This is a genomic window from Chryseomicrobium palamuruense (assembly GCF_042649045.1).
In the GTDB taxonomy this organism is placed as follows: Bacteria; Bacillota; Bacilli; order Bacillales_A; family Planococcaceae; genus Chryseomicrobium; species Chryseomicrobium palamuruense.
This window is the reverse complement of the sequence record NZ_JBHSEF010000011.1, coordinates 145,295-159,098: the sequence shown is the minus strand read 5'-3', so window position 1 is coordinate 159,098 and position 13,804 is coordinate 145,295. Positions and strand designations below refer to the sequence as shown.

Annotated in this window: 13 protein-coding genes; all 13 read right to left on the bottom strand. The window is 42.1% G+C overall.

Translation table 11 applies throughout. The features are described from left to right. Positions 1-69: 69 nt before the first annotated feature. The 13 genes from ACFO0S_RS05305 to ACFO0S_RS05245 all read right to left on the bottom strand — a co-directional run bounded on the left by ACFO0S_RS05305 (position 70) and on the right by ACFO0S_RS05245 (position 13,765). Positions 70-1,041: a TAXI family TRAP transporter solute-binding subunit gene (locus ACFO0S_RS05305; protein WP_378140774.1), complete on the bottom strand. Its 972-nt coding sequence runs from the start codon at positions 1,039-1,041 to the stop codon at positions 70-72. Between the two features lie 113 nt (positions 1,042-1,154). After that, on the bottom strand, positions 1,155-1,571 hold the full coding sequence (locus ACFO0S_RS05300) for a YlbF/YmcA family competence regulator (protein ID WP_378140773.1): 417 nt from the start codon (positions 1,569-1,571) through the stop codon (positions 1,155-1,157). Then, positions 1,568-3,100: a tRNA (N6-isopentenyl adenosine(37)-C2)-methylthiotransferase MiaB gene (gene miaB / locus ACFO0S_RS05295; protein WP_378140772.1), complete on the bottom strand. Its 1,533-nt coding sequence runs from the start codon at positions 3,098-3,100 to the stop codon at positions 1,568-1,570. The genes ACFO0S_RS05300 and miaB overlap by 4 nt, the downstream gene beginning before the upstream one ends. Positions 3,101-3,223: 123 nt before the next feature. After that, on the bottom strand, positions 3,224-4,090 hold the full coding sequence (locus ACFO0S_RS05290) for a 2-oxoacid:ferredoxin oxidoreductase subunit beta (RefSeq protein WP_378140771.1): 867 nt from the start codon (positions 4,088-4,090) through the stop codon (positions 3,224-3,226). Continuing rightward, positions 4,091-5,830 (bottom strand): 2-oxoacid:acceptor oxidoreductase subunit alpha, encoded by a 1,740-nt coding sequence (locus ACFO0S_RS05285; RefSeq protein ID WP_378140770.1) that lies wholly within the window; start codon positions 5,828-5,830, stop codon positions 4,091-4,093. It lies immediately after the preceding gene. A gap of 154 nt (positions 5,831-5,984) precedes the next feature. Then, the gene (locus ACFO0S_RS05280) at positions 5,985-6,251 is read right to left on the bottom strand and encodes a stage V sporulation protein S (RefSeq protein ID WP_378140769.1); all 267 of its coding nucleotides are present in this window, start codon (positions 6,249-6,251) and stop codon (positions 5,985-5,987) included. 73 nt (positions 6,252-6,324) lie between these two features. Beyond that, entirely contained in the window at positions 6,325-7,119 is a 795-nt protein-coding gene (locus ACFO0S_RS05275; protein ID WP_378140768.1) for a TIGR00282 family metallophosphoesterase, read from the bottom strand. A 118-nt stretch (positions 7,120-7,237) separates the two neighbouring features. After that, on the bottom strand, positions 7,238-8,794 hold the full coding sequence (gene rny / locus ACFO0S_RS05270) for a ribonuclease Y (RefSeq protein ID WP_378140767.1): 1,557 nt from the start codon (positions 8,792-8,794) through the stop codon (positions 7,238-7,240). A gap of 166 nt (positions 8,795-8,960) precedes the next feature. After that, on the bottom strand, positions 8,961-10,022 hold the full coding sequence (gene recA, locus ACFO0S_RS05265) for a recombinase RecA (RefSeq protein ID WP_378140766.1): 1,062 nt from the start codon (positions 10,020-10,022) through the stop codon (positions 8,961-8,963). A 171-nt stretch (positions 10,023-10,193) separates the two neighbouring features. Further along, positions 10,194-11,447 (bottom strand): competence/damage-inducible protein A, encoded by a 1,254-nt coding sequence (locus tag ACFO0S_RS05260; RefSeq protein WP_378140765.1) that lies wholly within the window; start codon positions 11,445-11,447, stop codon positions 10,194-10,196. 11 nt (positions 11,448-11,458) lie between these two features. Continuing rightward, a complete protein-coding gene (gene pgsA, locus ACFO0S_RS05255; protein ID WP_378140764.1) occupies positions 11,459-12,037 on the bottom strand; it encodes a CDP-diacylglycerol--glycerol-3-phosphate 3-phosphatidyltransferase in 579 nt (192 codons plus the stop codon). A gap of 58 nt (positions 12,038-12,095) precedes the next feature. Continuing rightward, a complete protein-coding gene (locus ACFO0S_RS05250) occupies positions 12,096-12,947 on the bottom strand; it encodes a helix-turn-helix domain-containing protein (protein ID WP_378140763.1) in 852 nt (283 codons plus the stop codon). A 17-nt stretch (positions 12,948-12,964) separates the two neighbouring features. Continuing rightward, entirely contained in the window at positions 12,965-13,765 is an 801-nt protein-coding gene (locus tag ACFO0S_RS05245; protein ID WP_378140762.1) for a DUF3388 domain-containing protein, read from the bottom strand. Positions 13,766-13,804 lie beyond the last annotated feature (39 nt).

Genomic DNA, 13,804 nt, shown 5'->3' with positions numbered 1-13,804 from the left:
AGTTTCGGCTTATGGCCTGTCTCATAGGTTGGAAAAAGCAATGGCCGAAACCATTGCTTTTTTTATATCTTATTGTTCGTCGAAGTATTTCTGTGCGCCAGGGTGTACATCAATACCAATTCCGTCTAGAGCTGTTTCTGCTTTGATGAATGCACCTTTTGCATGTGTAATTTGGTCTGTATTGCCATAGATAGCTTTCGTAATTTCATAAACGAGGTCCTCAGGAAGCTCATTTGATACTGCAAGCATTGCAAGTACAGATACAGTCGGTACATCAGCCGTTAAGCCGTATGTTCCTTCAGTAATCACGTCTTCTGCATAGTATGGATATTTTTCAATGAGCTCTGCAGCTTTTTCAGCTGATACAGGAATAATATTAACGCCTGCTACTGCATTCAATGCTTCAACGGCCCCTGTTGGTGTTCCTGAAGTTATGAAAGCTGCATCAATCTGTCCAGCCTGTAAGCTTTCTTGAGATTCACCGAAATCTAGTGCTTGAGCATCTATATCTTCCATTGTCATTCCGTGAATTTCAAGAATTTGTTCCGCATTTGCATACGTTCCTGAGCCTGGTGCACCAACAGAAACTTTTTTTCCAGCTAAATCTTCAACAGATTCAAGACCTGAATCTTTTAAAGTAACGATTTGAATAGTTTCAGGATATAGTGCGCCAATTGCTGAGATTGTATCAATGGCGCCGTCTTCAAACATGAATGTTCCTTCTGTTGCATAAAACGCCACATCTGTCTGAACGAAAGCGATTTCTGCATTGCCATCTTTAAGAGCTGTCATGTTCGCTGCAGATGCTTGTGACGATTCTGCAGTCGTTTTAATCCCTGTCTCTTCGGTAATTAAGTTAGCGAACGTTCCACCTAGTGGATAGTACGTTCCTTGTGTACCACCAGTAACGATACTTAGGAAATCAAAATCCTCTTTCGTTTTTTCACCGGAAGATTCTCCACCGCCTGCTCCTCCACACGCTGCTAGTAGCAGCGCTGAAGCTGCAACAGCTGTGCCCAGAAACTTAAACTTTTTGTTCATGTTGTTTCCTCCCTTTTCTCTTATAGGTTTTGGACCCGCTATCATTTTACCATAAATAAAAGGCAGTGTGTCGAACTAACTAAGACACACTACCTAAGCTATTTACAATAGAATTATTGGTTTTTTTTCATAGCTGAACCCGTAACTCCTTGAAGAAGGTCGCCACCTGTGGATTCAATAATTTCATTTGTTACTTTATTTGAAATCGAATGTGCTACGAGTTGAAGAAGATTATTTACTTCTCCTTGCGATTGTTTGAATTCCTGTACAATTGGAATCGCATCGATTTCTGCTTCTACATTAGCGATTTTTGACTCAATAAGTTTCAAAGCTTTTTCTTTTCCTAGATGTTGAAAATTCACGGCTTGTTTTTGAAGACTTTTCAAACTCGCTATTTTTTCTTTTACTTTTTGATTTTCATTAATTTGTGCTTCCGCACGTTTAAAGAAATCGACTTCTTCTGTTTGGGCAATCATGCTTGCAATTTCATGTGCTTTTTCAATAATTTGTTGCTTTGTATATTGACTCATACGAGTTCCACCTTTTCTGTTTCTGCGATTTCTACAAATTCACCTGTCAGTGACCATGTTTTCGCATCTGTAATTTTAACAAGGACGAGCTTACCAATCAATTCTTTTGGTCCAGTAAAGTTAACCAATTTGTTTTTGCGCGTGTAACCAGCTAACACATCGGCATTTTTTTTACTTTCGCCTTCAACTAATACTTCGACAATCTGATCTTGATACGCAAGCATTGCTTGGGCAGACATATCATTCACCAATTTATTTAAGCGCTGAAGTCTTTGTTTTTTTACATCCATCGGTACATTATCTGTCATTTTTGCAGCCGGTGTGCCATCACGTGGTGAATAGATATAGGTATACGCAATTTCAAAACCTACTTCTTTGTACAAAGAAAGGGTGTCTTCAAATTGTTCTTCCGTCTCATTGGGAAAACCGACAATTATATCTGTCGATAGGGTCAGGTTAGGAATTCGTTCTTTCATACGTTTTACGAGATCTAAGAACTGTTCGCGTGTGTATTTACGCGCCATAATCTTTAAAATGTCAGACGAACCTGATTGAACAGGTAAGTGAATGTGTTCTACTAAGTTTCCACCTTGAGCGAGAACATCAATGAGGTGATCATCAAAATCACGTGGATGACTTGTTGTAAAGCGAATACGTGGAATATCAATCTTGTGAAGGTCACTCATTAAATCTGCTAATCGATAAGTGATGTCCTCAAAATCTTTTCCATACGCATTCACATTCTGACCGAGTAACGTAATTTCCTTATAGCCAGCTGCAGCAAGTTCACGTACTTCTTGAATGATTTCTTCCGGACGACGACTCCGTTCCTTTCCGCGTGTATACGGAACGATGCAATACGTACAGAACTTATCACAACCGTACATAATATTGACCCATGCTTTGATTTGGCCTTTTCGTTTTCGAGGGAGATTTTCAATAATATCTCCTTCTTTCGACCACACTTCCACGACCATCTCTTTAGATAGATAGGCTTCGTTTAAAATATGTGGCAGTCTGTGAATATTGTGCGTCCCGAAAATCATATCCACTTGATCATAGGTTTTTAATATTTTGTTCACGACGGCCTCTTCTTGGGACATGCATCCACACACACCAATCAAGACGTCAGGATTCTGGCGTTTTAAATGCTTGAGATGACCCAGTTCCCCGAACACCTTATTTTCTGCGTTTTCTCGAATAGCACATGTATTCAATAAAACCACATTCGCATCTTCTACAGTATCGGTAGGTTCATACCCCAGATTCATGAAAATTCCTGCCATGACTTCAGTGTCATGCTCGTTCATTTGACATCCGTAGGTTCGTATATAGAATTTTCGGTTTTGTCCCATGCCCCGGAATTGTTCGTCGATCTGAAAATCATTGTGGTATTGAATCGCTTCTTTCCCACGTTTTTTTGCATTTTTTAACGAAGGTGGCTGATAGACCGTTTGAAAATACTGACTGTAATCCTTTTCTTTAGGCTGTTTCACTTGAGAGCTGTGCAATCTTGATTCTTCATTCATGTACACGCTACCCCTTTCCTAACGATGTCATCCATTTATTATACCGAATATGGTTGATGATTGAAACCGTGTTCACAGCTTTGTGCCAATCGAAAACCGCCCCAAAATGGGACGGCTGGATGATTATAGGAATTCAGCTTGTAAAGATTCAAATTGCTCTTTTGTCATTGTAAGGTTTTCTTCAAATAATGGCGTTTGTGCATAGGAATTTAATTGTTCTTGGTAGGATGGTGTTTCTTTATCTTGATAAATGATTCCGGTCACGAGTCCTTCCGTCTCCATAACCACTTTCATCGCTTGTTCTCTGCTTGTGAAATCATAATCTTCACGCTCTGAGAGCTTCACGAGATTTTCTTTAAACCAATCGTACGTATTGATTTTGTTATAGGTTACACACGGACTGAACACATTGATGAACGAAAATCCTTTATGTTGAATACCCGCTTCAATGATTGCTGTTAGTTCCTTGATATCGGATGAGAATCCTTGAGCGACAAATGTAGCACCTGCAGATAAAGCCATCTCCATAGGTTTCAACGAAGGTTCAATCGCACCGCCTGGAGTAGATTTAGTTTTAAAGCCTGCTGCCGAGCGAGGCGATGTTTGGCCTTTTGTCAGGCCATAGATTTGGTTATCCATCACGATATAAGTCAAATCGATGTTGCGGCGTAAGGAATGAATCGTGTGACCCATACCAATTGCAAACCCGTCACCATCTCCGCCAGAGGCAATGACATGTAGGTCGCGGTTCGCCATCTTAAGGCCTTGTGCAATAGGTAACGCGCGCCCATGAATCCCGTGGAATCCATAGGAATTAATATATCCTGAAATACGTCCAGAACAACCAATTCCAGAAACGACTGCCAGTTCATGTGGCTCTATTCCTACATTTGCAGCTGCCCGCTGAATTGCTGCTTGAACAGAGAAGTCACCACAACCTGGACACCAATTCGGTTTGACATTATTACGAAAATCTTTAAAAGTAGCCATTTAGAGCATCTCCTTCACTTGAGTTTCAAGTTGACGAGGTAAGAATGGGGTCCCATCATAGCGCAAGACCGATTGAATCTTGTGATGCGCACCTACATTCATTTTTAAAATTGAAGCCAGTTGACCAGTCGCATTGTTCTCCACCACTAACACTTTTTTCGCCGATTGTACATAGTTCATCATCTCTTCTGCAGGGAATGGTTGAATGAGACGAATGTGTGCATGGTTTGTTTTAATGCCTTGATCGTTTAACGAACGTTGTAGCTCTTCAAGTACACCTCGTGTCGAGTTAAATCCAACAAGTAGTATATCTGCTTCATCATGTGGAGCGTTAGCATAGACAGGTAAATTAAAACGTATATTTTCAAGCTTTTTCATTCGCTTGTCCATCTGTTTCTTACGGTTACCTGCTGCTTCCGACGGTTTTCCTGTTTCATCGTGTTCAACACCTGTTACATGATGAATCGCATGTTTCATACCTGGAAGGACACGTGGAGACACTCCGTCTTCAGTCACTTCGAAACGCTTGAAGTATGACTTCTCTTCCGCTTCAGGAAGGGATTCTCCAGATAGCAGTTTTCCTCGTGTGACTTGAATTGATTCATAATCAAATGGTTCAACCGTTTGTTTCCCAAGTGAAAGTTGTAAATCAGATAAGAGAATAACCGGACACTGTAATTCTTCCGCTATATTAAATGCTTGAATTGTATCATAAAATGCTTCTGTACCTGTACTTGGTGCAATGACGACTTTTGGAATCTCACCATGTGTCCCGTAAATCATCTGCATCAAGTCAGATTGTTCTTGTTTCGTTGGCAGACCTGTAGATGGCCCCCCGCGCTGTGTATCCACAATGACAAGAGGTTGCTCAGTCATACCGGATAGGCCGATCGCTTCCATCATCAAGGACAATCCAGGACCTGCAGATGCAGTGAATGCACGTACACCCCCATAGTTTGATCCGATTGCCATTGTTGCAGCAGCAATTTCATCTTCTGTTTGGATGACGGTTCCACCAAACAGAGGGAGTTTCTTAATCAAGTATTCCATAATCTCTGAGGCTGGTGTAATTGGGTAAGCGGCCATAAAACGCACACCTGCTGCGAGAGCACCAAGTGCGATTGCATCATTTCCAATCATATAAAGACGACGCTGCCCGTCAGCTGGTTCAAGCGCGTACGCTCCTGCTTTTTCTGGAACAAGTTCAAGAAGCTGTGCATATCCTTGTTCGATAGCCAGCATATTTTTAGCGACGACTTCATCGCCTTTTTTCGCGAAGATTTCCTTTACAACGGCTTCAAATACCGTTTTATCTAGTTGAATCAGAGCGGCAGTTGCACCAATTGCCACCATGTTTTTCATTAACGATGTGCCTAGTTCGGACGCAATCGTCGTAAATGGAATGGCAATGACAGGCGCTTTAGAATCTTCCGGTTGAACTGGTTCAAACTTGGCATCAGCTAAAATGATGCCGTTCTCCGTTAATTCTTTGTAGTTCACGTCAATTGTTTCTTGATCGAATGCTACCAATATATCTAAATCGTCCGGAATGATACGTACTTCCGTTGGGCGAACTGTAATTTTATTGTTGGTGTGGCCACCTTTAATACGTGAAGAAAAGTGACGGTATCCGTACAAGTAGTACCCAAGGCGATTCATGGCCATTGAGAAAATTTCACCTGTACTCTCAATCCCTTCACCTTGCTGCCCTCCTACTTTCCAAGCAAGCTGCTGCAACATAGTAATCTCTCCTTAATCGTTCCAATGTTTAATCCTTCATTAGTTTATCATGAAGGTTCTGTTTCCTCTATGTATAGTCCTTGAAAATCCATAATTTCAGTCTAATGGCGGAGAAACCCACAGAAAAAGCAGAGGAATCCCTCTGCCCAGATTGCTATTTTCTTTTTTTCTCCACCAGTAACTTTAAAGCGGTACGTTCTTCTCCACCTATTTCAATGTCTGCAAACGCTGGGGAACAAGATAGGTCATGACCACTCGGTGCTACGTAGCCTCTTGCAATGGCAATCGCTTTTACTGCCTGATTCAGCGCCCCTGCCCCTACGGCTTGCATTTCGACGAATCCTCGCTCCCGAATGACCGCTACAAGTGCCCCTGCCACTAAATTCGGATTGGATCGTGATGAAACTTTAAGTGAGTCCATTTCTCTTTCCTTTCTCTAGGTCCTCGGGGTAATGACCCCTAGTTAAGAGTATGAAATGGGTTTCTAAAGTAGACTAATTCTGAAAAGGTGTATCTTCATTAATATAAATCCGCTCTTGATGGACGGCTTTACCTTGCTCATTCAGTTCTACAAAATATCCACTGATGATCGCTCTGCCTCTCTTCGGTACTTCAAAACGAGCTGGCAAATTGGTTTTAAATTTATATAAAACACTTTCCTTATCCATCCCAAGTACCCCGTCATAAGGACCGGTCATTCCCACGTCTGTAATATATGCTGTGCCACCTGGTAGAATCCGATTGTCTGCTGTTTGTACATGTGTATGTGTGCCCACTACAACAGAGGCACGGCCATCTAAATGCCATCCAAACGCAATCTTTTCACTTGTGGCTTCCGCATGAAAATCGACGAAGATATATGGACTGTTCTTCTTTGCTTCCTCAACCATGTAGTCAACCATTTCAAATGGACAATCATGCGGAGGTAAAAATACGCGACCATGCAAATTCATTACAGTCAACGTTTTGCCATTCTTTGTTATCGTGATTTCACCCTTTCCAGGTGCTTCTTTTGAGAAGTTTGCTGGACGTATCAAATAATCTGCTTCGTCGATAAAATCAAAGATTTCTTTCTGATCCCAGGTATGGTTTCCCATCGTGATGACATCAACTCCCATAAATAGCAGGTCATCATAGATGCGCTTCGTAATTCCTCTTCCAGCTGCAGCATTTTCTCCATTCGCAATAATAACATCCGGTTGATATTTTCGTTTTAAGCGTGGGAGGTAATCTTCTAATGCATCTCGACCAATTGAACCGACGATATCTCCAATAAATAAAATCTTCATGTATTCCACTCGCCTTCCTTCACTTCCATAAGTATAGCGTAACATTATGACACAAGAAATTTTTAGATTTTTCGTACCACAAAAAAATGCATGCAAGAAACTCTTGCATGCATCCCCTTTATTTAGCATATTCGACTGAACGTGTCTCCCGAATAACGGTCACTTTAATGTGGCCAGGATAGTTCAATTCTTCTTCAATACGTTTGCGAATGTCGCGTGCGAGGCGATGCGCAGAAATATCATCAATAATATCTGGTTTGACGATGATGCGAATTTCTCGACCTGCTTGGACAGCAAATGATTTCTCCACTCCGTCATATGACTCGGAAATTTCTTCGAGCTTTTGTAAACGACGAATGTAGTTTTCAAGTGTTTCACTTCTTGCACCTGGTCGTGCGGCAGATAAAGCATCTGCTGCGGCAACTAGTACGGCGATAACAGATGTTGGTTCCGTATCTCCATGGTGAGAAGCAATACTATTAATTACAACTGAATGTTCTTTATATTTCGTTGCAAGCTCGACACCAATCTCAACGTGGCTTCCTTCTACTTCATGGTCAATCGCTTTTCCGATATCGTGAAGCAGTCCTGCACGACGCGCGAGTGTCACATCTTCACCTAGTTCAGCAGCAAGTAGACCAGCTAGGAAAGCAACTTCAGTTGAATGTTTGAGCACATTTTGACCATAACTCGTACGGTAACGTAATCGACCTAAAATCTTAATTAAATCCGGATGTAAATTGTGAATACCGACATCGAATGAAGTTTGTTCGCCGACTTCACGAATGTATTCATCTACTTCACGTCGAGATTTATCGACCATTTCTTCGATGCGTGCCGGGTGAATACGACCATCTTGAACCAATTTCTCAAGAGCAAGTCGCGCCGTTTCACGTCGAATTGGATCAAACCCAGATAAAATAACCGCTTCTGGTGTGTCATCAATAATTAAATCAATTCCAGTAAGTGTTTCAAGGGTACGAATGTTTCGACCCTCACGTCCAATAATGCGGCCTTTCATTTCATCATTTGGTAGATTCACGACAGATACTGTCGTTTCAGCCACATGATCGGCAGCAAAGCGCTGAAGGGCAAGTGATAAGATTTCTCTCGAACGTTTGTCGGCTTCTTCTTTGGCACGTGTTTCGAATTCTTTCGTCATCACAGCAATATCTGTTGATAATTCATTTTCAACTTCCTGCATGATGAGTGTGCGTGCTTCTTCTCGCGTTAATGCGGAGATTCGTTCTAGTTGAAGCTGCTGTTCTTGTACGAGCTCTTCCACTTTACTTTCTTTTTGTTCAATATGCTGTTGTCTTTCGGCTAACGCGTCTTCCTTCCGTTCGAGACTCGCCTCTCGCTTGTTAACTGTTTCATCTTTGCGGTCAAGGTTCTCTTCTCTCTGCAATAAACGATTTTCTTGTTTTTGCAGTTCAGAACGTCTTTCCCGGATGTCCGCTTCAGCTTCTGTACGCAATGTGTGTACTTCATCTTTAGCCTCTAGAAGAGCTTCTCTTTTCAGGGCTTCTGCTTCCCGCTTTGCTTCATCTAGAATAAGTTCAGAGGACTGTTTTGCTCCAGTGACTTTGGAATCATTAAGTTTTTTAAGATACCAATACCCAACAACGGCACCGACAAAAAGACCAATCAAAGCGGAGATGATGATTTCAACCATGCAAACACCTCCTCTTGCTATTTGTTGTTTTCAGTCGGCTGATCTTCGTCTGCCTGTTTTCGTTTCGCATGAAAATAAATTGAAAATACAAATTCATTGTATCGATACAAAATACCACTGTCAAGTTGACAAAAAAGCGCTTGTCCGGAGACAAGCGCACTTCATCCTATTCTTCTTTTAACAGTAGTTCGAAATCCTCATCTTCTTCTTCCTCTACATTCGCTGCAATTGTATATGAACTTGCTGCCATTCCAAGGGATTGACGAATCTGAGAAGCAATCGTTTGTTTGATTGACTCATTATCTTTCAAGAATTGTTTCGCATTCTCACGACCTTGACCTAAACGATCATCATTGTATGCATACCAAGAACCACTCTTTTGAACGATGTCGAGGTCAGCACCCATATCGATGATTTCCCCTTCTTGAGAAATCCCTTCACCGTACATGATGTCGACTTCCGCTGTACGGAATGGTGGAGCTACTTTATTTTTCACGACTTTAATCTTTGTGCGGTTTCCCATGATATCTGTACCTTGCTTGATTGCTTCTGCACGGCGAACCTCTAGACGAATCGTGCTATAGAATTTCAAGGCACGACCACCTGGTGTCACTTCTGGGTTACCGAACATGACACCGACTTTTTCACGAATTTGGTTAATGAAAATAGCGATCGTGTTCGATTTATTGATTGCACCTGAAAGTTTACGCAAAGCTTGAGACATCAAACGCGCTTGAAGACCTACGTGAGAGTCACCCATCTCGCCTTCAATTTCTGCTTTAGGTACAAGAGCTGCAACGGAGTCAATGACAAGAATATCAACAGCACCACTGCGTACAAGTGCTTCTGCGATTTCTAATGCTTGTTCTCCTGTATCTGGTTGAGATAAAAGTAGTTCATCAATATTTACACCTAATTTTTGCGCGTAAACAGGGTCAAGCGCATGCTCAGCATCAATAAAAGCGGCTGTGCCGCCCGATGCTTGTGCTTCTGCAATAGCATGCAAAGCAACCGTTGTTTTACCTGAGCTTTCTGGTCCGTAGATTTCAACAATACGTCCACGTGGATATCCACCCACACCAAGAGCCGCATCTAATGCAAGTGAGCCACTAGAAGACGTTTGTATTTCACGGTCAGTCTTCTCTCCAAGTTTCATTACAGAGCCTTTACCGAATTGTTTTTCTATCTGTTTGAGAGCCATATCTAAGGCTGCTTTACGATCTGCCAAATGAAATTCCTCCTAAGAAATCAAATGTTGTTTCTATACCTACTATACTCCTTTCAACGAAAAAATACAAGAAAAAAGCGAACGTTTATTCGTATTTTTTCACACAATGGCAAATTTGTAATTTGAAGTTTTGTACAAAATAAAAAAAATGAAGAGAAATGTCCCTTCAGTCTATTTTTCATCGCTATTTTTATATAAAAGAAGCTGCAGTAAATAATGTATAGCAAACTTGACGGCGCGGATTCGGTTTGTATTGCGCATGCCAGATAAATGAAGTTCATAGCTTGTCACTTGATCTTCAAAGGCAATTCCGATCCACACAGTTCCTGCAGGTTGGCCCCCGTGAGCATCCGGTCCAGCAGCTCCGGTAATTCCGACACCGATATCGGATCCGAAGATGTTTTTTGATTGGGTGGCCATTTCTTCAGCTACTTGCTTGCTAACAACTGAGTACTGATCAATCGTTTGTTGGGATACACCCAAGTTCTCCACTTTCACTTTTTCGTTATATGTGACCATGCCACCTACCAAGACTTCAGCCATTCCTGGAATAGCTGCGAGTTCCGCTTGGAAAAGTCCTGCAGTCATACTTTCCGCTGCAGAGATGGTCAGTTCAGCATCTGACAACTTTTGCTTCAGTTTCAATGCAAGGGAATCATTGTTATAGCCATAGACATACTTCCCGACACGGTTCAAAATCTCGGCTTGCACTTCTTTGATTTTGGACCATGCATCCGCTTCCGTTTCACCGACGGCAGTCAAACGAATCGTCACTTCGCCATCTGACGCGAGAGGAGCAATCGTCGGATTCGATTGGGTATCAATGAGATCTTCTAGTTCTGTCTCCAGTTCCGCTTCTCCAATTCCATAAAAACGGATGACATGCGAGAAAATTTGCTGGTTTTTAAAGATTTGCTTCGCAACTAAAGGCTTTGCTTCAAATTGAAACATAGGCTCCAGTTCTTTCGGTGGTCCAGGCAATAGAATATACGTATGGGAAGATGACTGGTAGAACATTCCTGGTGCCATTCCGTGGTGATTGGCAAGAACTTCCGCTCCTTCAAAAACGAGCGCTTGCTTTTTATTATTCTCTGTCATCGGTCGATTGCGCTTTTCGAAGAACTCGGTAATAAACTGCATGGCTTTCTCATCCGTGACAAGAGATAAGCCTAAATGCTGGGCGATGGTATCTTTCGTTAAGTCATCCTTTGTTGGTCCTAGACCGCCGGAAAAGAGAATAAGGTCTGCTCGCTTTTCGGCTATCTGAATGGCATCGCGTAAGCGGTCCGCATTGTCACCTACAACTGTATGGTAGTGAATGGAGATGCCCATCTCTGCCAGTTGTGTTGATAGGAACTGCGCATTTGTATTAACGATTTGTCCAAGCAGCAGTTCTGAACCAACCGCAATAATCTCTGCTTTCATAGCATTGCCTCCTATTTCGAATCTAAGAGTACACGACGGTTTAGATAGAAATAATCATATCCAGACCATAGAGTGAAGAAAAGGGATATATAAAGCATAATGGTCGCAAATGGGAATCCAATCATTTCAAAACCGATATTCCCTAGGAGTAATGCACTGATAGCTACTATTTGCGTCCACATTTTAATTTTTCCAAGCTGATTCGCTGCGACGACCTCTCCTCCACCTGCAAGGATGAGACGTAACCCAGTTACAGCAAATTCACGGCTAATGATTAAAATAACTACCCATGCTGGGGCTAGATCAAACGCCACCAAAATGATGAGCGCAGCAGAGACCAACAATTTGTCTGCAAGAGGGTCTAAAAATTTCCCCATATTTGTGACGAGGTTGTGTTTGCGTGCAAGATATCCATCTATAAAATCGGTAATTGAGGCGAATATAAAGAGGACGGCACCGATGATATGTTCGACTGGCAACGCTGCCCCGAGTAAAGTCACGGTCCCAAAACCAAAATCAACAAGCATGAAGAGCATAAAAACAGGTATTAAAAAAATGCGGAACATCGAAATTTTATTTGGTAAATTCATGTGTGAAACTCCTTTCCTTAAGAAAACAGGCCTTGCCCGAAGAGGACAAGGCACATGTTTATTGTGTCCAGTTAATATAGAGATTTTCTGAGTTCATTCCAGTTTGGAATGGCAGAGGTTCATCATTAATAAACACTTTTGAGTTAGCTGTAACTCCCAGGCGAATTCGGTACACGCCAGGCTCTGGCGCCTCAAACGTAAATGGGCTATCCGCGACAGAGTAGACTCGTTCAGAAGGTATCAATAGCTCCCCTCCGAGGTCATTACGCAGGATTGACAACCAAGATTCACCAGTAAACTCGATACGGACAGTCAATGCCTCTGTACCCGTTACGTCTATATATGCATTTTCACCCTGCGTCCGCGTAGGAGTAATCGTCACAGTTGGTTCAGGCTCGACTGGTTCTTCTTCCACAGTCTCTTCCTCTTCTTCGATAGGTGCTGCTGGCTCATCTTCTTGAGGTTGTGTTTCCAGAACAATTTCACTGTCTTCCGCTTCCTCGACAGGAGAATCTACCGGTGCCCGTTGCGATAATACGTAAGCAATCGCAATGATGGCAATAACAAACAGTGCTACGAGTATCATAGGGAAGATTTCCATAAATCTTCCACCCGAGCGATACCCTCTTCGACTCACTGTCGCTGCATTCATTTGAGTTGGTGTTGATTTTTGAGCAGCAGGCAACTCATCTTTATAATCATTTAATAATTGCTCTCCGCTTAACCCCACCGCATCCGCATATTGGCGTACAAATGCACGAATGTAGAATGGGCCAGGCATGGAATCATAATTGCCTTCTTCTATACCAATCAAGTATCGTTTTTGTATTTTTGTTATGGACTGAACATCATCAATGCTTAATCCTTTTTCTGTTCTCGCTTGTTGTAAGCGAGTACCCAGTTCTGACACATTCCTCACCCGCCTTTCTAAAATTCAAATCCACCAAATCCACCGAAGCCTCCGAAATCATTGTTTCCTTGATTTCTTTCCATCATTTCATACGTGATTTCTTCATCAGGTGAATGGCGCAGTTCGATAATATAATCAAAATCATCAATTGTATATTCTGAATGCTGAACAAACATGTCTGGATGTTCGACGACTTTGATTGTTGGCATTCTCATCATTTCTTTTACGAGTTGGTGATGTCGCTCGTCACTTGATTTTCGTGTCACAATTCCATCTAAAATGAAAATGTTTTGTTGACTGAACTCGTCCCCCATCAACTGACTGCGCACGGTCTGTTTAATCATCGTAGACGATAAGAAAATCCATTTCTTATTCGCACACACACTTGCTGCTACGACAGATTCCGTCTTTCCAACACGTGGCATCCCTCGAATGCCTATCAATTTATGACCGTCTTGTTTATAGATTTCCGCCATAAAATCAACGAGAAGTCCAAGATCGTCACGGACAAATCGAAACGTTTTGCGATCATCTAAGTCCCGTTGAATATAACGTCCATGTCGCACAGCTAAGCGATCACGTAATTTGGGCTCTCGGAACTTCGTTAATTGAATCGTTTCCATCGTGGAGATGATATGCTCAAAGCGATCAATACTTTCTTTATTTTGCGCATTTAATAACATGCCGCGTCGACCTTCATCGACACCATTGATGGTTACAATTGTAATTCGCAGCATACCTAGAAGAGAAGCGATATCTCCCAGTAGACCTGGTCGATTGATTTGAATTTCATACTCAAAAAACCATTCTGTCGTCATGCAGACCCCTCGCTTTCTTATCTTCTTCTATCATAGCGG